Here is a 23828-nt window from a genome sequence, read left to right as displayed (position 1 = left end):
GGAAAATTAACTTTGCAGCATGAGTCGCCAGCGAGACCTATACGATGACGTGTGTTTGCATTGCAGCAAGCTTACCACCAATAAGTACAGCACATCTTTCTCTTTGGGTATCCGGTTTCTGCACCGCGATTTTCACCTGCCCATATATGGCATCTACGGTTTTGTGCGCTTTGCCGACGAGATTGTTGACACCTTTCACGAACACAACAAACGCGAACTGCTCGACCGTTTCAAAGCCGATACCTACCGCGCTATTGAAGAAAAAATCAGCCTGAACCCCATTCTGCACAGCTTTCAATTGGTGGTAAACAAGTACCACATTGAGCGTGAGCTCATAGATACCTTCCTGCACAGCATGGAGCTCGACCTCAGCGAGAAAAACTACGACGAGGAAGGCTACAAGGAATACATTGATGGCTCGGCAGAGGTGGTGGGCCTGATGTGCCTGCGTGTTTTCCTGGAGGGCGACGTCAATCGCTACGACGACCTAAAGCACTACGCCCGCCGACTGGGTTCTGCATTTCAGAAAATCAACTTTCTGCGCGACCTCAAAGCCGATTACCAAATCATGGGGCGCACCTATTTTCCCGGGGTGGAAATGGGCGAGTTCAACGACGCGGTGAAGAAGGAAATTGAGGTGGATGTTCAGAAAGACTTCGACGAGGGCCTCACCGGCATTCGCATGTTGCCCAAAAAATCGCGCTTTGGGGTGTATGTGGCCTACGTTTACTATCAGCAGCTCTTCAACAAGGTTAAGCGCACACCGGCATCGGTGATTCTAACCACGCGCATTCGCATTTCGAACAAACGCAAGTACCTGCTGTTCCTTACAAGCTACCTGAGGCATCAGCTCAATATGATTTAGCAGGTCTGCTGCTTCACTCAACTTTCGCACATGTCAATCAACGCCCAGTCCGTTGCGGTATTTTGGTTCAGGCGCGATTTGCGTCTCAACGACAACCACGGATTATACCGCGCCCTCAGCTCCGGAAGGCCTGTATTGCCTGTCTTTGTATTTGACCGCGATATCCTCGATGAGCTGCCGCCCGACGACCGGCGCGTGGTGTTTATCTATCGCCGATTGGAAAATCTGCGCACGCTTCTGCGAAAGGAGGGAGGCGATTTGCAGGTCTTTTACGGTCGTCCGCTCGATGTTTTCAAGCAGATAAGTGAATCCTTCCCCGTGGATGCCGTGTACACCAACCACGACTACGAACCCTATGCAACGCGCCGTGACAGCGAGGTGGCGGCAATGCTCCGCGAAAAAGATATTGGCTTTCAAAGCTTCAAAGACCAGGTGCTATTTGAGGGTGGCGACATCCTGAAAGCAGATGGCAAGCCCTACACGGTGTACACGCCGTATTCCAGAAAATGGCTGGAGCGCATGAAAACCGACGGAGTGCCCAATTACCCGTCCGAAGACCTGCTCAGTGCCCTCCATCGCTACGCAGCTTTGCCCATGCCTACCCTCGCTGAAATGGGATTTGAAGACCGAAACTACCCCTTTCCCGGAAGCGATGTGCCGGCCAAAATCGTGCAGGCTTATGGCGAAAAGCGCGACTTTCCTGCCGTGGATGGCACCTCGCGCCTCGGCATTCACCTGCGCTTCGGAACGGTGTCGGTGCGCGACATGATTCGCAAGGGAGCCGAGCACGGCGAAGTATGGCTGAAGCAGCTTGTGTGGCGTGAGTTTTTTATGAGCATTCTCCATCATTTTCCGCATGTGGTAACGCGGTCTTTCCGGCCGGAATACGACCGCATCAACTGGGAAAACAACGAAGCACATTTCGAGGCGTGGTGCAAGGGTCAAACCGGATATCCCATCGTAGATGCCGGAATGCGCGAATTGCTCCAAACAGGCCACATGCACAACCGCGTGCGCATGATTACGGCCAGTTTCCTCACCAAACACCTGCTGATTGACTGGCGAAAGGGTGAAGCCTGGTTTGCACGGCACCTATTGGACTTTGAACTTGCAAGCAACAACGGGAGCTGGCAGTGGGCCGCCGGAACCGGTTGTGATGCAGCGCCTTATTTCAGGGTTTTCAATCCGGCTTTGCAGGCCGAAAAGTTTGATGCCAAAGGCGTGTACACCAGAAAATGGGTCCCCGAACTCAATGAACTGAACCAATACCCCCTTCCAGTTGTTGAGCACAGGTTCGCGCGTGAGCGTGCTATACAGCGCTATGCAGAAGCAGTAAAATTCAAATAATCGAAACTTTTGCCGCGATGAGTTGTTTCAACCTTCAGAGAATATGATCGACGCCATTACAAATAAAGGAGAGAAGCTATCCGAGCTGAGTCATAACGGCCCCGTGCTTCTCGTTTTTTTGCGCCATTTTGGTTGTACTTTTTGCCGCGAATCGCTCGTGGAGCTGAGTAAAATCAAAGAAGAGGCCGCCAAAAAGAACATCAAGATTGTGCTTGTGCACATGAGCCGTATGTCTTACGCCAACGAGGTGCTGAACATTTATGAGCTCGATGATGTATCGCACATTACCGATCCCGAGCAGGAGCTCTACCGTGAGTATGGCCTGAATCGCGGCAAGTGGTGGCAACTTCTTGGCCCACGCGTTATTTGGCGGGGCTTTGTGGCCGGTTTGCTCAAGGGACACCTTATCGGAAATCCCGTTGCAGACCCCTATCAAATGCCTGGCGTATTTATGCTTCGTCAAAATAAGGTCATTTCAAGTTTTATCCATCGCTATGCTTCAGACCGACCTCGCTACCGAGAGCTACTAAATTGCTAACTTTGCTCCAAAATTCGAGCTCGTGCAATTCTTCCTTATTGTCATCGGAACCTTTGTGGTCATGGAGTTTGTGGCGTGGGCCATGCACAAATACGTGATGCATGGATTTCTGTGGGTACTTCACGAAGACCACCACGTGCGTGATGAAAAACCCTTTGAAAAGAACGATATATTCTTCCTGATTTTTGCCATTCCCAGCTGGTTGCTGATGATGCTTGGCAGCATCTATGAATCGCCGGTATCGCGGGCCTTCGGGTGGGGCATTCTCGTGTATGGCGTGGCCTACACCTTTATCCACGAAATTGTGATTCATCAGCGCATCAAGTGGTTTACCCGCACCGACAACGTGTATCTGCGCGCAATCCGAAAGGCCCACAAGGTGCACCACAAAAAGCTCGGCAAGGAAGATGGCGAGTGCTTCGGTATGTTGATTGTGCCCTGGAAGTTTTTCCGCGAGGCCCTTCAATACAAACGCAAGCAAAAGACGGCCCGGGGCTAGCAGCTCATGTTTACCTACTCCCTCGTATTGCTCTTTTCACTGGCGGTGCCCGTTATCCGCTCGTTCGAGAGAAAACACATCCATTTTATTGGGAAAATGCCACACTTGCTTCCGGCCACACTTGTCATGGCGCTGGTGTTTATTGTGTGGGATGTGCTGTTTACCCGTTGGGGCGTTTGGGGCTTCAACGACGATTACCTGCTCGGTTTGAAGATTCTCGGCCTGCCCATCGAGGAAATTCTGTTCTTTTTTGTGATTCCTTACGTATGCCTGTTTTCGTACGAGGTGCTGAACTACTTTATCCACAAGGATTTGTTGGGGAAGGCGGCGCCCTACATCACCGGGCTGCTGCTCATTTTCTGCGTGGTGTTGCTGATCAAGTTCCCCGGTCGTTTGCATACGTTGTGGAGCGCCTTTTCGGCTGTTCTGCTCCTTGCCTGGGTAGGAATTGCCTGGAGGCCTGTTTGGCTCGGGCGTTTTTACCTGATGTTTGGGGTGATTCTCGTGCCCTTTATCCTGGTGAACGGCGTGCTCACAGGTTCTTTTCTCGGAAATGTGGTGGTGTACTACAACGAGGCACACATCATCGGCACACGCATTCTCACCATACCAATGGAGGACACGGTGTACGGATTTGCCATGCTGCTGATGACTACCGCACTCTATGAGTGGTTTCGAAACCGGGCCGGTGTTTCGCCCTGGTCAGAAGCGCGATGATACCACGCAACTGCGCTTGTAGCCGCGCACCATTCCGTCGGGAGAGTACACCTCAAAATACACGATGTGAATGCCGATTCGTGCACGCTCTCCCTGCTCGCCGGTGCCGTCCCACGAAATGGTACCTTCCGTGCCCAGCAGCTCATTGCGCACCAACCTTCGCAGTAAACGCCCCGCCGAATCGTAAATGGTGATACTTCCCGCCAGACCCGGCTCACTGAAACGGTAATTGATGTTCAGCACATCGTTAAAGCCGTCGTTGTCCGGCGAAAAAATTTCGGGGTCAACCCATACTTCGCCGTCATCATCGGCTGCGCGCTGAAACTGCGAATTTTCAACCCCGGGTGTACCCCAGTTTACGGTTTCTGCGGCCGACATCCAATTGGTGCGGTCGTCGGTTGGACGATCAAAATCAATTCGTTCGAGTGATACACCCCGAACTGTGCGCAACAGTGGAAAGTGCATGCTGGCCTCGTAATCAAAGGCATCTACCACTTGGCCATCGGCATTGATGAGCCGCACCTGTCCGTCGTTGTTATTAAGCGAGGGCATACCGGGGATCTGTAATATCCGGTTGGGGTCGCCAAAAGGATACTCGGCGATGATGTTGTTTTTGTTGGTGGTAATGGCCATGTATTCACCGGGAAACAGAATGTAGGCTTCGGGGGTGATCAGCCTGAACTGGTTGTTGCCGAGGTTGGCAATTTCCCAGTCGCGGATGCTGAGAATCGCATTGCTGTTGTTGTACATTTCCACATATGTGGCCCCACCCACACGCGTGTTGAAAAGTACCTCGTTGATGATCATGTTGCCGCTTGTGGGTTCAGCAGGAACACCGAAATAAGCCGGGTCGTTGTTTTCAAAATCAATACCTGTACAACTCGTCAACCCGAGAATTTCGAGGTCGTGGCGCAGGTTGGGCTCCAGCGGCTCTGTAAAAGTGAGGCGAATGCGCAGGTTGGCCGGAGAAAGCGGCTCAATAGAAGCCAGTGTTAAATCAGGAGAAAACACATAGCCCGCCGTGAGCGCCGCAATCTCGTCCAATACCCTGTCAAAAACCAGCTCAATACTCACCGAATCGGGTACGAGAATGGCCACAAGTCTCGGAGCAACGTTGTCGGGAGTGAGATCGAGTACCGAGTTTACAAAGCCGGGGGTTCCGCCGTTCACGTTCGTGGAAGCGCGCCAATTGTCGCCACCCCGGCAAGGCTCCTCGGGGTTGATGCGCTCCAGACTCCAGCCCCCACCTGATTTTGCAGCGTCGCGATACCATGCATCGCTGTACTCCACGCGGTCAATCAATTCGTTGTTGTCGTTGGCAAAAAACAACTCCCTGCCTGCGTTGGTGAGAAAGGTGGTGCTCATACTCTGCATTACCGCCTGGGGCTCAATACCCGGAAATTCTCCTTCGTTGGAGGGCGATATCAGCACAAGGTGCTCGCCGGGATAGATAAAGGTGTTGGGGCGGAAGGTAGCCGTGGAAATCCGACAACCGCTCAGGTCAAAAATCTTGTCGGTAGGGTTGTACAGCTCAATGTATTCGTGGGGCGGCAATCCAACAGCAGGCGTGGGGTCGGCCATAATTTCGTTGATGAGTACCTCGTGCAGGCCGGGAATAAATCCGATGAGGAATTCAATGCTGTTCTGGTCGGCAATGAGATTGCCCGGGCAGTCGGTAACACCTGTAATGGTGATGGTATAAAATACGCCGGTATCAATAGGAGCGGCCAGTTGCAGGTTGATAAAGCTGAAATCTCCTCCGGTGCCTGCGCTCTCAATCTCAATAGGCGGCTCAATGGTATAGGTCGCATCGTTCAGACTTTCAGGATCGAGCGGCTCATTGAAGAAAAACGTGATGCTTTGCGGGTTGTTGATGTTGAAATCCACCAATACAGGCGGGTCGGTATCCGGCGTGGTGTCGAAAATGGAGTTCTGCGCTCCGGGAGTTCCACCCGAGGGGTCGTCGGTGGCCCGCCAGTTCATCATACCGCTGCACTCGGCAAAAGGGTTGATTTGCTCCAGCGTATAGCCGCCTCCGCTTTTCTCAGGGTCCTGGTACCAGGCGATGGTGTAGCTCACAATGTCGAGAATGGTTCCGCCTTCACTGATCAAAGTGAGACTGTCGGCAGCGTTGGTGAGCGCAGGCCACGAACTGAGGCCCAACACCGGCCCGAAAGTTTCAAACAATGGTATATCGGCCGCCCGGCACAGAATCAGATATCCGCCCGGCGGAATAATCGCTTCGTCAAGTACACGTACCGTGGTTCCGTTTACGTAGGTCCAGCCATCGGTATTGAAGAACTTGTCGGTGGTGGTGTTGAAGAGTTCGATAAACTCTGCGGCGGGCAGTTGCACCGGTGGATTTTCGTCCACCATCAGCTCGTTAAATACCACTTCTCTGAATTCCGGCTCGGCAATGGTGAAAAACAGCACATCCACTTCCTGAGGAGGCATGCTGTTGCCGGCGAGGTCTTCTACGTTGCTCACTGTGAGCGTGTAGGTTTGGCCGTCGTTGAGCGGATTGCCCAGCGCAAGCGTTACTTGCGTGAGGGTGGTTGCATTGAGGGTGGCCGAGGTTGGGGCGCCAATACCGTCGCTGATGGAGTAATTCAAAACGTTTTCGGCGGTGGCCTCATCAAGCGGCTCGTTAAACTGAAGAATCACCTCGTTGGCCTGGGGGGCGATGGTTCCGATAACCTCGGGCGGCGTTTCATCCGGAGGCATCACAGCCACATTCACGTTGTTGATCCAGTGACTTTGAATCGGTCCGGCTGCACCCGATTGCACGATGCGAAAACCAAAAGCCGCGGTTGTGGTGTGCGTACTGTCGTTTACCACACCCAACAGCGCAAAGTTTCCGGTGGCACCCTGGTCCACCCAAATCAGCCATAAGCCCTCGTCATTCCGTGTAATGCGGATTTGAAAGGGGTTGTTGGTAGAACTGTTAATCTGATTGTCGGGGCCGTCAAAGAGTAGTTCATCCGAGCCGGCCGTACGCTTCCAGAAACTGATGTCTTTTTGGGTGCGGCCGAAGCGCACAAAGTAGCCGTTTTGCGCGTTGTTGAGGTTATCGTCGTCCGACACCAACCACGTATCCATAAAGTTGGCGCCGGTTACTGAAAAGCGCAGGTTGAAAAAAAACTCCCACGAGGTTTCTGAAACAATAAAACTGGGGGTGCTCAGGTAGTAGGTAGCTGCGCCGGTGCTGTTGCTCCGGAGCATAAGTACACTTTCGTCGAGCTCGTAAGGCACTACCGAGAACAGGTCTTCATCGCCCGTCCAAGCTGGGTTTTGGGTGAAATCACCGTCTTCAAAATCATCAAAAATCTGTGCCTTGAGGTTATACCCTGTAGCCAACACCAACAGCATTATCATGTATGAACAAATCCGGCTCACAAACGGTCATTTAGGGTGAGTAAATATACCGTAATTTTGAGACCTCAAAATGTTATGAAATCCATGAAAGTAGCAGTTGTAGGATGCACAGGTATGGTAGGCAGAGAGATGCTTCAGGTGCTGGAGTCGCGTAATTTTCCTGTGAGCGAACTGGTTCCGGTGGCCAGCGCAAAATCTGCCGGTAGCGAAGTGGTTTTTCGGGGTGAAACACACCGTGTGGTGACCCTCGAAGAAGGCTTGCGCGCAGAGCCCGAACTGGCGTTGTTCTCGGCTGGTGGCGACGTGTCCAGAGAGTGGGCACCGCGCTTCGCCAAAGCCGGAACCATTGTGATTGACAACTCCTCGGCATGGCGCATGGACCCCGCCGTGAAGCTCGTGGTTCCCGAAATCAATGCGCAGCTTATCGAGGCGTCCGACAGGATTATCGCCAACCCCAACTGCTCAACCATTCAGATGGTGGTGGCCCTGCAACCCCTTCACCAGCGTTACGGAATCAAGCGATTGGTTATCAGTACCTATCAGTCGGTAACAGGCACCGGAAAAGCCGCTGTGGAGCAACTCGAAAACGAGCGCGCCAACCGCAAGGGCGCCATGGCCTATCCCTATCCCATTGACCGCAACTGCCTGCCGCATTGTGATGTGTTTGAAGACAACGGCTATACCCGCGAGGAAATGAAGCTGGTAAACGAAACCCGTAAAATTCTGGGCGACCAGAGCATCGGAATTACCGCTACGGCCGTTCGCGTGCCTGTGATGGGTGGACACAGCATGTCGGTAAATATAGAGCTGCACAATGATTTTGACGTGAACGAGATTGCCGCGCTGTTGTCATCGGCGCCGGGCATTGAAGTGCGCGACAATCCGCTCATTAATACCTACCCCATGCCGCTGATGGTGCGAGGAAAAGATGAAGTTTTTGTAGGCCGCATTCGCAGGGACGAATCGCAAAGCAGAGCCCTCAATATGTGGATTGTAGCCGATAACCTCCGCAAGGGTGCCGCCACCAATGCCGTGCAGATTGCAGAATGTTGCACCGAATTTGCAGGCAACATGAACCATCCCGCATAATGCATGACCCGCTCAATTGGACTTTTTCTGCTGTTTTTGCTCCTTGCAGCCCTCGCCCGGGCGCAGCAACCATCGTTTATTTACGAGGGTAATTCTACCGACCCCTCGCGTATTGTGGGCCACGTTTGGAATGGCGTGCTCATTGAAGGCGAGTTCACCGATATGGCCTACGCCATCATGACCACCGATGGCGTGCGTATCTACGACGGTAGCAGTACCTCGCCTTTTGACGTGCTCTACACCCTTCGCGAAGACATGAAAGTGTACCGGGGCGACAGCCGTTTTCTGAGCGATGTGATGTGCACCATCCGCGGGCCGCATATCTATTATGGCGACAGCGAAAACTCGCTCGACCTGGCCTTTACCTACAAAGGCAGTCATATCTACGACGGGCAGGGAACCGCCATTTTCGACGCGGTAGTTACCGTGCTGCCATCGGTTTCGATGCTGGAGGCGGTGATGATTCTTGTGGCTGCCGAATACCTCTATTAAGCTCTTGCATGATTTCGCCGCTTTGGCACGACATTGGCCTATTCACACGTTAGTGGTGGAAAGTATTGGGTTTTCCCTGCTGAGGCCATCGCTTACTTAACAACTTTGTGAAACAGACATGGGGCGCAAAATCAAAAAGTGGTTTTTGCTAGCATTGCTGGTGCTTTTCGTGCTGGCGGGTGTGGGCGTGCTGCTGGGTATTATCTACGAGGAGGAGGTAAAGCAGCGCATTGTGCGCGAAGTGAACCAGGGGCTCAACACAGAGATTAGTGTAGAGAGTATCTCCTTCAGTGTGATTCAGAAGTTTCCGTATGCCTCGCTGGAATTCAGCAACATGATGGCGCTGGATGCCATCGAAACCACGGCTCCCAAGGATACCCTGCTCTACGCCGGCTCCTTTTTTCTGGAGTTCAACCTGCTCGATCTCTTCCGCGGAAATTACACCATCCGCAAGGTGGAAATTGCCAACGCAGTGCTGCGCCTCAAAGTAGATGAAAGCGGCAAGGATAACTTTCATTTCTGGAAGGAACGCAGCGATACCACCTCGACCGAAATTGCCTTTCAACTGGAGGCCGTAGCCTTCAAAAAAGTGGATTTTTCGTACCGAAATGTGCAGAACGGATTTCACCTCGACACCGATATAGACCACCTGAACCTGAGCGGAAACTTTCATGAGGCCGTGTTCGACCTGGACGTGCAGAGCAGGCTCTTGCTGGAAACCCTGTCGCTTGACGAGGAGCGATACCTGCACAACCGCGACACCCGGATTGCCACCCGAATCAAAATTGATACCGGGCGCAACCACTTTGCCATTGCCGAAGGCTCGGTGCGGCTCGACGGCATGCAGTTTCTGGCCAACGGCTCCTTTCAGGCCGGTGATGCCCAACACCTTGATTTGCGTCTCGATGGCCAGCAGCTCGACATCCTCGACGTGCTCAATCTCATTCCCAAGAAGCTGCTCGAACCAATGGAAGGATACGAGCCCCGGGGCAGAACCTCCTTTGGTCTGCACCTGCTGGGCGACCCGTCGGATCCTGCCAAACCCCTGGAGGTGCAGGCCAGTTTCAACGTGCAGAACGCCGGCGTAAAGCACCTCAAAAGCGGGCTTAATTTTAAAAACTTTGAGGCCACGGGTACTTTTCACCACCGCGCCAACCACCCCGATTTGTTGGAGATAGACAACTTCCGCTTTCAACTCAAAGAGGGCATCCTGAGCGGAAACGGCTCCATCCGCAACTTCAGCCGACCCATGATTCAGTTTGAACTGAACGGCAAGGCCCAGCTCAACGATTTGCAGGAAATCATCGAAATCCGATCGCTCGAGTACATCCGCGGAGGGGTAAATCTCACCTGCCGTTTTAAGGGAATCATCGCAAATCCTCAAAAACTCAGCGTGGCCGACCTGAAACGCGCAGAGATTTCAGGTAAGCTTGTGTTCGACAACACCGATTTTAAAATCACCGGCGCCGACCACAAGTACCACGGCTTTACGGGCGCCTTTCACCTCAACGGCAACCACGCTGCGGTAAAAAACCTCCGGGGCAATATCTTCGCGTCGGATTTTGCGCTCGACGGCGTTTTTGAAAACTTCGTTCCCTTTGTGCTGATCGAAGGCGAGAAAATGAACATCCAGGCCAGCCTTCAGTCGTCGTATATAGACCTTGCGGAATTGCTGCTGGCCGACAAGGAGTCCGATGGCGATGAACTGCATTTTACGCTACCCAAATACATTCAGCTCAGCGCGAATGCCTCTATCAAAAAGCTGCAGTTCAGAACCTTTCAGGCGGATGATATTCGCGGACTATTAGATATTACCCCGAGCGGCATTTTTGCCGACAGGCTCACTTTTGGCACCAGTGAGGGCACCTTCGATGCGAAGATGGACGTGCGCCCCATGGCCGGCGGCAACTTCAAGGTAAACGCTCAGGCCCAATTGCGGGGTATCAATATTCAGCGCCTGTTTACCGAATTCGACAATTTTGGGCAGGACTTTATTACAGACAAGCACCTGAGCGGAAAAACCAACGCCGATGTGGTATTCCGAACCACGCTCAACAATGCCTTGCAGCTCGACCCGGCAAGTATTTACAGCCTGATTGACATTTCCATTGTAAACGGCGAGCTGATTCAGCACCAGTCGCTGATTGAAGTGGCAGATTATATCAGGCAAAACCGCATTTTGGCGCCGTTGGTAAAAACAGACCGCCTGCGCGAACGCTTGCAGCACGTGCATTTCTCGCGGTTGGAGAACCAGATAGAAATCCGCGACCGAACCATCCATATTCCCGAAATGAACCTCGAGTCGTCGGCCATGAACCTGGTGGCTGCCGGAACCCATCATTTCAACAGCGTGGTGGATTACCGTTTGCGCTTCCGGCTGGCCGAAATTCTCACCAATGCGCAGCACAGTGAGTTTGGTGAAATTCGCGACGATGGCTCCGGGGGCTCCTTCTTTTTGCGCATGAGCGGACCGCTCGACAACCTGCAGTTTACCTACGACAGGGAGTCTGCCCGTGAGCAGCGACGCGCGTATTTTCAGCAGGAAAAGGAGAATTTCCGCAACCTGCTGCGCAAGGAGTTTGGGGGCATTTTTGGCGGTCGCCGCAACCGCGAAGAAACGCCCTCAACGCCCCCGCAAAAAACCGAGGAAATCATCATTGAGCACGGCACGCCCTCACCGAAAAAGAATGAAGCCCAACCTGCGCAGCCCCAGCCCGGCAAGCCCCCGGTCATTATCATTTCTCCCAGCGACGAAGACGACGACGACCACGACGATTTTTGGGATCAGTTGGAAGATGATGATGATTTTTAGGGGGCTGCGGATAGCATGGTTACAACGGTTCTGCGTTTTGCGCAGGCGGGGATTTTAACCACTGAACTTCCTGCGAAGAACTGAACGCTAAACGTACCACTTTTCTATCCTGCGAAGCACAAAACCCATGCTTACGTATAGGTGATGTTATCTGTTCGGTGTTATCTGCTTTCGTCTTTGACTGATTGAATGGAGGTAGATTCTAACGATGTTGGTCTAAAAAAATTACATTGCCTCAGTTCAGCGTAGCGAGACGCTACGCTGACATCTTCAAGGCATCACCACCGCCTGCTCTTTTGATTCAGATTGTAAGCCGCGAGAATCCGCGCCAAACCCTATTCAACCCCACCCCTTTGTCATTTCGACCGGAACGCCGGGGAACGAGGCGTGAAGTAGCCTGCCCCGAAGAATTTCGGGGGAGAAATCTCATTCATTTCACACTATATCTCGTATGAGATTTCTCCGCTACGCAACTCCTACCGTCGTTGCTTCGGTCGAAATGACAAAAATTAAAAAGCCAATTGTAAACCCCAATCACACCCCTTTGTCATTTCGACCGGAGTGCTGAGGCACGAAGCACGCAGTGGAGAAATCTCTATGAAACGGAGTCTTGTTTTTGCTCAAATCACATTTCTCATTGAGACTTCTTCCCGAAGCATTTCGGGGCGCAGCTCCTCGCGTCGTTGCTTCGGTCGAAATGACAAAATGCTAGTAATCAAAACAAAAACGCAATCATATCTTGTACACGACAATCAGAGCATCACCTGGTGGCGACTCTGATTGATGATAACCGCTACGATTCAGCACAGACCCTGAAAGGGTCAAATGTCTGAAGAGAAAGCAACGAAGATAGAAGTGCGACCCCGAAGGGGTCGAATGTCTCGCGTAACATGCAATGCCATTATAATTCTGTTTCTTAGGGTTTTGAAATTAGGACGCGTCTCAAATGCATCCACCTGAAACGGACTCTTAGCACCACTCGTCAAACCCAATTACCAAAGCAACCTTTGCAAGACACTCAGCCAGGCGCGTTTCATGCAATCGCTGTCCACCTCGAGAACATTATCCGGCAACCAAAGTACCCATTGGATGAATTTCATTGATAAAAGTTTGATATGTGGGGCGCTAAGTGGTGGGTGAAAAACCCACCCCAACCCCGACCTTCAACATCAAGGTCGTGTGAAACCCGCGTTTGTCGGGGCCACCCCTCCGGTGGAGGGGATAAAGGCCTCCGTTTCAATTTTGGGATTTGTCGGTCGAAATGACAAAAAAGTAGTCGTCAAGAATAGAAACCAATCACACTTACACTCAGCATAGTGAGCCACTAAGCCTCAAGGAGTCCACCCCTAAAGTTGCCTGATGCATAATCGTCCATCCGTCAACTGGCTAATCGTCCAATTACCACATCGTCTCATTCCCCCCATACCCTCCGGAAATCCTATCTTTGAACCGCCAAATACCAGTTCAATTGCGCACATAACGTATAAACCAACCAGGTCTGATACCTTCGTAGCTTAAAGCACCTATATCCGACCTTCAGAAAGCCAAAGCATTACCCTCTCACATTTATGAAAGACACCTTCCGCCACCAGGTTGTTGAGGAATTGAAAGCCTCCCTTCACAACGCTTTTACAGACCAGCGAAAAGGCCCGGCTCCGGGATTGAAAGACCGCCTCAAAACGGCCGTTGCCGGAAAATTGCTGGCAAAAATGATCACCAAAGATGCCGCAGCCTACTTTATGGAGCGCAGTATCCATACCCTTGCAGTGTACAACGACCGCCTGGAAACCCTGTACGGCATGCTCGCCGACGACGAATCCAAACACCTGATGGTGAAACTGATGGCCTACCGCATCATGGGCCGCGATAAAGTGCGGCTGCCGCTCTATGGCGACCACTACAAGAAAATGGTGGAGCGCTCCAAAGATTGTTTTGACCGCAGCGACGCCGTGGAAGTAAACTACCCCGGTGGTGCACGCAAAATTTACCGAACCCGCGTGCACAAAGCCGGATTTCCCATTGAAGGCTACTTCAGCGGGGTGGTGGCGCAATTCTTTGTGGAGCAATACAACTACCACGACAAAATCAAAGCCGAGGCCGGCGATGTAGTGCTCGATTGCGGCGCCTGCTTTGGCGACTCAAGCCTGTACTTTGCCCACCTGGTAGGTGATCACGGTAAAGTGGTGGCCTTTGAGTTTATTCCGAACAACATAGAGGTCTTCCAACGAAACCTCAACATGAACCCCACCCTGGAACCCACCATAGATCTCTGCCCTAATCCGCTGTGGAACGAAGCAGGCAAAGCCATGTACTACAAAGACCGCGGACCGGCCAGCCAGGTGCAGTTCGAAAAGTTTGAAGGCCACGACGGCCAAACCGAAACCACCACCATCGACCGCGTAGTGGCCGACAAGCAATTACCCAAAGTGGACTTTATCAAGATGGATATTGAAGGTGCCGAGCCTTACGCCCTGCAGGGAGCAGAGCAAACCATCCGCACCCATCGGCCTAAACTGGCCATTGCCACCTATCACAGCATGGATGATTTTGTGAACATCCCCATCTGGATCAATAACCTGCAGCTCGGATACCGCTTTTACATGAAGCACGCCACCACACACCTCGAAGAAACCGTAATCTTTGCAGTGCCCGAATCGAGGTAGTACATGAGCCAACCCAACCAAAACATACCGGTTACCAAGAGCTTTCTGCCGCCCATGGAGGATTACACCGCCCTGGTGCAGCGCGCTTTTGACAAGGGCTGGCTCACCAACCGCGGCGAGCTGGTGCGCGAACTCGAAGCGGCGCTCAGAAACCACCTCGGGGTATCCAACGTGCTGCTGATGAACAACGGCACCGTCCCGCTGCAAATAGCCCTGAAACTGCTGGGGCGCGGCGGCGAAATCATCACCACGCCATTCAGCTATGTGGCCACCACGGCCTCCATCGTGTGGGAAGGCTGTACGCCCGTGTTTGTGGATATTGACCCGCAGTACCTCACCATCGACGAAAAGCTGATTGAGGCCGCCATCACGCCACGCACCACCTGCATCATGGCCACGCACGTTTTTGGCAATCCCTGTAATACGGAGGCCATTGCCGATATCGCCGCCCGCCACGGCCTGCACGTCATTTACGACGCTGCCCACTGCTTTGGCGTGCGCTACCTCGGTAAGAGCATTTTTGACCACGGCGATATCAGCACATGCAGCTTTCACGCCACCAAGCTCTTTCATACGGGCGAGGGCGGAGCCGCCTTTTGCCCTCACGAAGAACTCCGGCACCGCGTGTACTACAGCCACAATTTCGGGCATCACGGTGCGCTGGAGTTTTACGGCTTGGGCATCAACGGTAAAATGTCTGAATTACAGGCCGCCATGGGGCTGGCCGTATTGCCCCACATGGAGGTAATCCTCGCCTCGCGCAGCCGCGCCACCGCGTTTTACCGCGAGCAACTGACCGGTACTGAACTGCAAATGCTTGCCATCCGCCCCGGTACGGATTGGAACCACAGTTATTTTCCGGTTGTGTTTCCCGACGAAGCCTCGCTGCTCCGCGCAGAAGCGCGGCTCAAGGCCAACAACATCCTGCCGCGACGGTATTTTTATCCCTCGCTCAACAACCTGCCCTACGTGCAAAGCCCCGCCATGCCCGTGTCCGACGACGTATCGCGCAGGGTGCTCTGCCTGCCGCTCTTTGCGGGCATTACGGAGGAGGAACAAAGTAAAATCATTTCCGTGGTCAATGCATACTGAAGAATGGCATCAATATCTGTCGTCCGGTGAAGGTGAAAAGCTTGAGTTCAAGGCAAGTTTTGGAGATGAAGTTATTGAGACATTGTCGGCTTTTGCGAACTCAAAAGGAGGAACGGTCTTAATCGGGGTAAATGATGACAGTTCGATTTCTGGAGTCAACCTAAAGAAGGAGACGATTCAACGGTGGGTTAATGAAATAAAAGGAAAGACATTGCCAGGAATTGTCCCTATCGTTGATGAAACCGAGTTCGAGGGAAAATCAATTGTGGCTTTCAAAGTGCAGGAGTTCCCGGTTAAACCTGTAGCTTTTCGAGGCAGATATTTTCAACGTGTAGGCAATGCAAACCACCGTTTATCTGTTTTAGAGATTACTCAGTTGACTATGCAGTCGTTGCAGGTATCATGGGATTCTTATCCGAGCCCCACCAAGAGTTGGGATAATCTCGACACCGAATCCATTCAGAGGTTTATAAAAGACGTAAATTCAAGAAATCGATTCCGGCTCGAAGAGAACTCGTATGATGCGCTCAAAAAGCTTCGTTTGGTCTCAAAAAAGCAGGTGACCAATGCTGCATGGTTACTTTTTGGTGAAGGGGATACAGGTTTTGCGATACACGTTGGAAGGTTAAAAAGTCCTTCAGTTATTCTTGACGATAAACTCTTAAGGGGCAACTTGTTTAGCCTGGTTAATCAGTCAATGAGTTATATTTTGAATCAAATCAAGGTTGCAAGTGAAGTTACCGGAACATCAACCTCAAGGAATGAGATTTTTGAGTATCCATTGCCTGCAATTCGTGAGGTGCTGTTAAATGCAGTTGTACATCGCGATTACATGAGTCCGAGCGACATTCAAATCAAGATTTTTGATAATAAAATCACTTTTTTCAGTCCAGGTCAATTGGTGGGGAACCTTACCGTAGAAGATTTATTGCGTAATGACTACCAAGCTCATGCCCGGAACAAACTTATTGCGGAGGCATTTTATCTGAAAGGTGATATTGAAAAATACGGCAGCGGATTAATTCGTGTTCGCCAGGAGATTGAGTCCTATCCTACGATGAAATTCAAGATGGAGCAAATATCGAATGGGATACTTGCAACATTGGAGTATAGCCGCCAGAAAATAAGCTCTTCGAAACATTCTCCCGATGATGTCACTGAAATTGTCACTGAAAATGTCACTGAAAATGTCACCGATGAAACAAGCCAAAAAAGGCACAGAAGAATTTTAGAAATCATGACGGCCAACCCACGGGTCACCACCAGCGATTTGGCCAGAAAACTGGATGTATCCAAAAGAACCGTTCTTCGGGATATTGCCAGGCTGAAATCAGAAGGTAGAATATCATTTATGGGCCCCGCGAAAAAAGGCTACTGGCAAATCATTATCTCAGGTTAAATTTGTCGAAACCATACAACACGCATTAGCCGAAGTGCCATCATGAAACACAACCAGTTCAACCCGCAATTCAGCTTTTTTAAAGAGCCGGAGGCTTTCAACAAGTTTACCGAAAAGGATCACCTGCAATACTGCCTGGGCGGCACCCTCTACATGCCCGGAACCAAAAACGTGGTGGACAAAATCATCGCCCGAAACATGAACCACGTTACATCCATCGTCATGGACTTTGAAGACGCCATCCGCGAACGCGATGTAACCGCTGCCGAAGACAACGTGCTCTTTCACCTTGAAACCATTCACGAGGCGTGGGATGACGAAAAACTCAGCGTAAACGATACCCCCCTCATCTTCCTTCGGGCGCGCAACACCATTCAGTTCCGACAGTTTGCCGATCGTCTCAACGAACGTCATGCGCGTGTGCTGGCCGGCTTTGTGTTTCCCAAGTTCTACAGCAGCAATGCCGATGAATACCTGGGGCGCCTTGACCATCTCAACAAACGCCTCAACGTGTCGCTCTACGCCATGCCCATCCTCGAAGGCCGCGCCATCGCCTTTCGGGAAACGCGTGTGGGCGAACTGAATGCCCTGCGCACACTCATGGAACCTTTTAAGCAGTGGATCCTGAACGTGCGGGTGGGAGGAACCGACTTCTCTTCCATCTTTGGCGTGCGCCGCGGAATGAATGCTTCCATTTACGACATCCTCACCGTGCGCGATTGCCTGAGTGATATCCTCAACTACTTCAACAGGGAAGGTACGGGCTATACCGTTTCGGCGCCGGTTTGGGAATACTTTCTGGCCTACAAAAAAGACGATCTGGAACACCTGCTCGAAAGCGACATTCATCAAACGCTCCTCAGCCGAAATCCTATCGTAAACGAGGCCATCGACGGCTTGCTGCGCGAAGTACTGCTCGACAAAGCCAACGGCTTTGTGGGTAAAACCATCATTCACCCCTCGCACATACGCTTTGTAAATGCCATGCAGGCCGTTACGCGCGAGGAGTTTGAAGATGCATCGCAGATCCTCGGAACCGAAGGAGGTGTGGTAAAGAGCGCAAAGTCCAACAAAATGAACGAAATCAACCCCCACCGCAACTGGGCCAAACGCATCGTAAACCTGGCGCGTGCCTACGGGGTGGTGGACGATGAAAAATCATACCTGAAACTTATTCTCGGCGAATCCACCGACTGATGCAACAAAGCTCCGACAACCTCACAGATGCTTTTGTGGCCCGTATCAATGCCGCAATCCAAAAGAACCCCACTACGGCCGACCGCGAAGCAGTGCGTCATTGCCTGGTGGATTTTATCGGGGTGACCCTTGCAGGAGCCGCGCAGCAGCGCGAAGAAGCCATGCGGCTTATTCATCAGCTCAATCCCGACGGTGGTACAGTGCCAGTGATGGGGCTTGGCACCCATGCCTCGCTAACCACAGCAGCCCTGGTTACCGGCATGAGTGCCCATACGGCCGAGCTGGACGACGGCGAGCGCTTTGCCATGGTGCATCCCGGCGCACCTGTGCTCGGGGCATTGATTCCGCTGGCTTCCGTGCATGCTTTTGATGGTGATGCACTCTACCGCGCAGTGCTTGCAGGATATGAAGTCACTATACGGATGGCGCGCACCATGCAACCCGCGCTTAAAAAACGCGGCTACCACGCCACCGGAATCTGTGGCACCCTGGGTGCGGCCTGGGCGGTGGCAACAGCACTCAACTACTCCGGGCAAGAACAAAAAAATGCCCTTGCAGCTGCGGCAGCTAGCACCGCCGGCACGCTCAAGGCCATTCGCGACCATTCAGCCCTGAAGCCCTACAACGCCGGCATGGCAGCCATGAACGGCCTCGTAGCGGCACTGACTGCACGTGCAGGCTACGCCGGACCCGATGATCCGCTCGGTGGCGTCGAAGGTCTGCTCCGGCAACTCGTCGGCAGCGATGCAAAAACACAGGAACTGCTGCCGGATGCCGAAAGTCTGCCGGCCATCCATGCAGTGTACCGAAAACCCTACGCCGCCTGCCGCCACTGCCACCCGGCCATTGAGGCAGCCATAGACATACGGAGCCGCCATGCCCTCAACCACAGCGATGTACAATCTGTAACAGTGCATACGTATGCCCTCGGGATTCCCGGCCACGACCACCGCCAAATTGCCGGATCACACTCCGCCAAAATGAGCACACCCTACAGCGTGGCGGCCGCACTGGTGTGGGGAAAAGCCGGTCAGCAGGAGTTTGCGGAACCAGCGCTTTCCAACACCCACGTAAAGCGCATTACCCAACTCACCAGGGTGCTTGCAGACGACGAAATGAGCCGGGCCGTGCCCCGCGAGCGTGCCGCAGAAGTCCGTGTGCAAACCACCAACGGAAGCGAGCATGTGGTCCGCATCAACCTGCCACTGGGTGAACCTGAGCGCCCCCTGAGCACCGAGGCCATTGAAGCAAAGTTTCGTGAACTGGCCACAGATTGGGGTATGGCCGAAACCACCTGCAACGAGGTGCTCGAAATAGCTGCCCGCCCCGGCGAGGGTTGGCACAAACAATTACCTTTGCTGTTGTTCGCCCCAAAGGCGTAACACCAAACTTCTACCCATGAAAGCAAGTCTTGATTTTTTGCGCAAAATCGGGATGCCCGCAGGCGACGCGTGGCAACTTCCGGATTCATCCAAACGCTTTGCCGATGGCGCACAGTACCGCTTTGAAGTTCCGGGTATTCAGGGGCCCAAACCCATGAAAGCCCTGCTCGAAGAAATTGACCGCCTCGGAATGGTGATTCACCGGGTAACCCAAACCAAGGGCATCATGCTGCTGAGCGACGACGACATCCGCGAAATGGTGAGCCTCGCCGCCGATCACAAGGTTGAACTCATCCTGGCTGTGGGTCCGCGCGCCACCTACGACACCAGCGCATCGGTAAACACGCCCGAAGGCCAGCGAATGGGTTACCGCCTGCGCGGACAAGACCAGATTGTGCGGGCCATGGAAGATATCCGGCGGGCCGTAAACCTCGGCTGCCGCGGGTTCCTCGTTTACGATGAAGGCTGTCTTTGGGTGTTGAACGAAATGCGCCGCCACGGCGAAATTCCCGCCGAATGCCACTTCAAGGTGTCGGCCCATACCGGACACGGAAATCCCTGCTCGGCCTTTTTACTTCAAAACACCGGCGCCAATTCCATCAACCCCGTGCGCGATATTCAGCTTCCGATGCTGGCCTCCATGCGCCAGGCCATTGATGTGCCCATCGATGTACACACCGAAAACCCGGCATCCACAGGCGGCTTTATCCGCCATTACGAGGTGCCCGAAATGATTCGTGTGGCTGCACCCATCTACCTGAAAACCGGCGGATCGGTTGCCAAAACCCACAGTTGGGATACCACCGAAGCCGATGCCCGCCAGCGCGCCAAACAGGTAAGCCTCGTAAAACGCATGATTGACCAGTACTACCCCGAAGCAAAGGCGTCGGAAAAGGGAAGTATCGGCTAACCGAAAAAGACCACAGCGTGCCGCAAATCCTCCTCACCAATGCCTACAGCCCGGAAGTCCTGAAAGTGGTTGAGGCGCTGGTGCCCGGGGGTTTCACGTTTACCGCGCTGCCCGAAGCCACTCCACAGGCCCTGATGCACGCCGCCCCCCAAGCCGATTATTTCCTGGCCAGTGGCAGGTTGCGCATCACCGCCGATGTGATTGCAGCCGCCCCCTTGCTGCGCATGGTGCAACGAACCGGGGTTGGCACCGACGGACTGGATGCAGACGCACTGCGAAACCGGCAGATTCCGGTGTATGTAAACCGGGGCATCAACGCCCGCAGCGTGGCCGAGCACACCGTGCTGCTGGTACTCTCGCTGTTGCGCCAACTCATTCCAGTGCACACCCAAACGCAAAATGCCACATGGCTCAAGAATGAAACGGGCCTCCGCTGCCACTCGCTGCAAGGAAAGCAAATAGGACTGGTGGGCCTGGGAAACATTGGAACCCACGTAGCACGCATGCTCGCGCCCTTTGATGTACAACGCGTGTACTACAAGCCGCAACCCCTGCCGGCCGGTGCAGAAACCGAACTCGGTGTGCGCTACGCCGATTGGGAAACCCTGCTCGCAACCTCCGATGTAATCTGCCTGCTCTGCCCCCTGAACGAAAGCACCCGCGCACTGATTAACCGCGACACACTTGCCCGCATGAAGCGCGGGGTGTTTCTGGTGAACACCGCCCGCGGCCCCCTGGTAAACGAAGCGCACCTGGCCGAGGCACTGCACTCCGGACAGGTGGCTGGTGCGGCCCTTGACGTTTTTGAGAAAGAACCCCTGTCGCCCGACGCAGACATTCTGAAAGCGCCCAACACCGTACTTACGCCACACGTAGGAGGCCTCACCATAGAAACCTTTACCCATATGATGAGCAGCGCATTGAACAATATTCGCCTGTTTCACCACGGCCAAACCCAAGCTATAGAAGCCAACCGATGGATGTAAACCAAAAACCGGTCGCATTGGTGTTGGGGGGAACGGCTCCTCACATCGTCTTGATTAACCATCTTAAAAAACGGGGTTATTATGTAGTATTGCTTGATTACCTCGACAACCCGCCGGCAAAAGCGCATGCCCATTTGCACGTGCAGGAAAGCACGCTCGATATGGATAAGGTGTTGGAGGTAGCCAAAGAATTAAATACACAACTGGTTATTAGCAGCTCTATTGATCAGGCCAATGTTACCGCGTGCTATGTAGCCGAGCAAATGGGCTTAACCAAACCCTACAGCTATGAAACAGCTCTTGCGGTGTCTAACAAGGGCAAAATGAAAGAAATGATGCGTAGAAATGGTGTGCCTACCTCGCGCTTCGTTTATGTAGAGTATCAAAATGAATTGGAACAAGCAGGTTTGAAATGGCCCTTAATGGTAAAACCTGCCGATGCCTGTGGGTCTGCCGGCGTAAAAAAGGTTAAGAACCAGAACGAGCTCGCGCAGTATTTTGAGTTTGCCAAAACCATCAGTCGCACCGATAAAGTCATTGTTGAAGAAGTAGTAGAGGGCCTGGAAGTCAGCGCGTATTGCTTCATAGAAAAGGGCGAAGCAAGGCTTTTGATGATGAGTGAAAGGTTAAGTGTTGCCAATGAGGCCGACGATGTGATTAAGTGCTACGCTACCATTACGCCTCCGGACATCAGTACCCATGCCAAAAAACGAATTGTTGAGGCGGCGCAGCAGGTGGCAGATATGTACGGACTCGATAATACCCCACTCCATATCCAGGCATTTGTATCTGGTGAAACCATCCATGTTATTGAGTTTGCGCCACGAGCCGGGGGCGGAATTAGTCACGAGACCATTTTTGACGAGACGGGCTTTGACATCATTGACGCGACCATCGATTCGTTTTTGGAGGTGCCGCACAGGGTGGAGATTCAACCTTCGGGTTTGCATCAGGCCATTGGTATCATCTACGCCCTACCCGGAGTATTTGTGAAAGTAACAGGTATGGACAAGCTTATGGAAGAAGGGCTCGTAAAGGCATATTATGGCTATAAGCCGCCGCATACAAACATTCAGGGGATTACGGCGAGCAAATGCAGAATAGGAGCTTACGTGGTAAAAGCCCATTCAAAGAAAGAGCTTTTCAATAGCCTCCACCGTGTAGTAAACAGCTTGGATGTGCTGAATGAACAAGGGGAAAGTATGTATGATAAAGGGATTTATGAAAGTATTGAAGCCGCATACTCATGAAATTGGTCTGGCGATATGATTAAAACCTACCTTGTGTATTTGTTGAATGAACTGGGCCTTTACTTTCTCAGACGTCCGCTGTATTCACCAGTATTTAACAAAGACGAAAAAAAGATAAGAAGTAGTGACTTGGTTGTTTCTGCCAGAGACAAGCGATGGTGGAACCGACGTGGATTTCACTCAGACAAGGCGCTGTATTATGATAGACAAAAAGCAGCCGACTACATTTCAGATATGGACAGGCGGATACTCACCGAAAGAATCAATAAACTGCACCGAATTGTAGTTCACGATAAGTTTGTCTTTTACCGTTTTATGGATCCAGTAGCGGACGTCATTCCAGTATTAATTCTTATCCAACGCAATGGAAAATTCGTTTTTACAGGTAGCGAAATTAGTTCCATTGATGATTTTTTGGGTTGTCTCTTTGAAGGGTTGACATATGTTGTGAAACCTATAGATGGTGGTGGTGGCCGCAATGTAGAGAGCATTTCATATTCCACAGAAAAAGGGAAAATTCTGGTGGGTAAGACCGAAATAGACCCGAAGGATTTTACGAGCGTTATCTCAAAATTCGGGCGCGCCATCATACAGCCGAAAGTATTTCCGTCCGGCTATTCAAGAGAGATATTTCCGCACTCCCTGAATACCATGAGGGTTATTACGATGATAGATCCCGATACCAAAGAGCCATTCATCGCGGCTGTTTCTCACAAGTTTGGTACAACGCATGTTGGCGTAATAGATAATTGGAAACAAGGTGGGTTTCTGGCAAAAGTCGATGAGAACACTGGAGAGATTGGACACGGCTACCTTTATCCGCGCCGTAGAGAAGATTTTGTACCAAAAGATAGTCATCCCGATAGTGGTTTCCGTGCCAAGGGCTATGTGATTCCGAATTGGTCAAGTTTTGTTGTTCAAATGAAGGATTTGGCATCTCATCTGGAGTTTTTGGCATTCGTAGGTTGGGACGTTGCCTGGGATGGTGAAAAAGTATTAGTTGTTGAGGCCAACTACAATCCTGACATGAGTATTATACAATGTTTTGGCCCTCTGTTAGAGCGTCCCGGGGTTAGAAAATTTTACGAACATCACGGAGTGATTCAGAAAGGAAAATGAAATGATCGGCCCTGATTTAAGCAATTATTCAGCCAGTGAACTTATGTCCATGGGAGGGGACTCCAGGATCACTTTGAAAGATGAGAGTGGTCTGAA

18 protein-coding genes are annotated in these 23828 nt (G+C 52.2%); 17 read left to right on the top strand and 1 reads right to left on the bottom strand.

Annotated elements, in window-relative coordinates; all coding sequences use genetic code 11:
• Positions 1-19 precede the first annotated feature (19 nt).
• The 5 genes from EA392_12815 to EA392_12795 all read left to right on the top strand — a co-directional run bounded on the left by EA392_12815 (position 20) and on the right by EA392_12795 (position 3966).
• Positions 20-865 carry a phytoene/squalene synthase family protein gene (locus EA392_12815; GenBank protein ID TVR37403.1) on the top strand — a complete coding sequence of 282 codons (846 nt, stop codon included), beginning with the start codon at positions 20-22 and terminating at the stop codon, positions 863-865.
• A gap of 30 nt (positions 866-895) precedes the next feature.
• Positions 896-2212 carry a deoxyribodipyrimidine photo-lyase gene (locus tag EA392_12810; protein TVR37402.1) on the top strand — a complete coding sequence of 439 codons (1317 nt, stop codon included), beginning with the start codon at positions 896-898 and terminating at the stop codon, positions 2210-2212.
• A 43-nt stretch (positions 2213-2255) separates the two neighbouring features.
• Positions 2256-2750 (top strand): AhpC/TSA family protein, encoded by a 495-nt coding sequence (locus EA392_12805; protein ID TVR37401.1) that lies wholly within the window; start codon positions 2256-2258, stop codon positions 2748-2750.
• Positions 2751-2811: 61 nt separating this feature from the next.
• On the top strand, positions 2812-3249 hold the full coding sequence (locus tag EA392_12800) for a carotene hydroxylase (protein ID TVR37413.1): 438 nt from the start codon (positions 2812-2814) through the stop codon (positions 3247-3249).
• A gap of 6 nt (positions 3250-3255) precedes the next feature.
• Positions 3256-3966 (top strand): lycopene cyclase domain-containing protein, encoded by a 711-nt coding sequence (locus EA392_12795; GenBank protein TVR37400.1) that lies wholly within the window; start codon positions 3256-3258, stop codon positions 3964-3966.
• Here the strand turns inward: EA392_12795 and EA392_12790 are convergent.
• On the bottom strand, positions 3952-7341 hold the full coding sequence (locus EA392_12790; protein ID TVR37399.1) for a hypothetical protein: 3390 nt from the start codon (positions 7339-7341) through the stop codon (positions 3952-3954). The two genes, EA392_12795 and EA392_12790, sit on opposite strands and share 15 nt — an antisense overlap.
• Before the next feature lie 84 nt (positions 7342-7425).
• On the opposite strand from EA392_12790, the gene EA392_12785 reads away from it, so the two are divergent.
• From EA392_12785 to EA392_12730, 12 genes are all read left to right on the top strand, one after another.
• Positions 7426-8430, top strand: coding sequence for an aspartate-semialdehyde dehydrogenase (locus EA392_12785; protein TVR37412.1), 1005 nt, complete (start codon positions 7426-7428; stop codon positions 8428-8430).
• A gap of 3 nt (positions 8431-8433) precedes the next feature.
• Positions 8434-8922, top strand: a complete 489-nt coding sequence (locus EA392_12780; GenBank protein TVR37398.1) for a hypothetical protein — start codon at positions 8434-8436, stop codon at positions 8920-8922.
• Between the two features lie 118 nt (positions 8923-9040).
• Positions 9041-11734 (top strand): AsmA family protein, encoded by a 2694-nt coding sequence (locus EA392_12775; GenBank protein TVR37397.1) that lies wholly within the window; start codon positions 9041-9043, stop codon positions 11732-11734.
• A 1568-nt stretch (positions 11735-13302) separates the two neighbouring features.
• On the top strand, positions 13303-14397 hold the full coding sequence (locus EA392_12770) for an FkbM family methyltransferase (GenBank protein TVR37396.1): 1095 nt from the start codon (positions 13303-13305) through the stop codon (positions 14395-14397).
• Between the two features lie 3 nt (positions 14398-14400).
• Positions 14401-15489, top strand: a complete 1089-nt coding sequence (locus EA392_12765) for a DegT/DnrJ/EryC1/StrS family aminotransferase (protein TVR37395.1) — start codon at positions 14401-14403, stop codon at positions 15487-15489.
• Complete coding sequence (locus EA392_12760; GenBank protein ID TVR37394.1) at positions 15479-16888, top strand: HTH domain-containing protein; 1410 nt, start codon at positions 15479-15481, stop codon at positions 16886-16888. The genes EA392_12765 and EA392_12760 overlap by 11 nt, the downstream gene beginning before the upstream one ends.
• A 42-nt stretch (positions 16889-16930) precedes the next feature.
• Positions 16931-18085 carry an ATP/GTP-binding protein gene (locus EA392_12755; GenBank protein TVR37393.1) on the top strand — a complete coding sequence of 385 codons (1155 nt, stop codon included), beginning with the start codon at positions 16931-16933 and terminating at the stop codon, positions 18083-18085.
• Positions 18085-19467, top strand: coding sequence for an MmgE/PrpD family protein (locus EA392_12750; protein TVR37392.1), 1383 nt, complete (start codon positions 18085-18087; stop codon positions 19465-19467). Before EA392_12755 ends, EA392_12750 begins: the two co-directional genes overlap by 1 nt.
• A 16-nt stretch (positions 19468-19483) precedes the next feature.
• Positions 19484-20377 carry a peptidase gene (locus tag EA392_12745; protein TVR37391.1) on the top strand — a complete coding sequence of 298 codons (894 nt, stop codon included), beginning with the start codon at positions 19484-19486 and terminating at the stop codon, positions 20375-20377.
• A gap of 17 nt (positions 20378-20394) precedes the next feature.
• Positions 20395-21363, top strand: coding sequence for a hydroxyacid dehydrogenase (locus EA392_12740; GenBank protein ID TVR37390.1), 969 nt, complete (start codon positions 20395-20397; stop codon positions 21361-21363).
• The gene (locus EA392_12735; protein ID TVR37389.1) at positions 21354-22613 is read left to right on the top strand and encodes an ATP-grasp domain-containing protein; all 1260 of its coding nucleotides are present in this window, start codon (positions 21354-21356) and stop codon (positions 22611-22613) included. The genes EA392_12740 and EA392_12735 overlap by 10 nt, the downstream gene beginning before the upstream one ends.
• Before the next feature lie 15 nt (positions 22614-22628).
• Positions 22629-23732 carry a hypothetical protein gene (locus tag EA392_12730; protein TVR37388.1) on the top strand — a complete coding sequence of 368 codons (1104 nt, stop codon included), beginning with the start codon at positions 22629-22631 and terminating at the stop codon, positions 23730-23732.
• Positions 23733-23828: the final 96 nt, after the last annotated feature.

This window comes from Cryomorphaceae bacterium, assembly GCA_007695365.1.
GTDB lineage: Bacteria > Bacteroidota > Bacteroidia > Flavobacteriales_D > SKUL01 > SKUL01.
The sequence above is the reverse complement of the archived record's forward strand: the minus strand, read 5'-3'. Positions and strand labels throughout refer to the sequence as shown.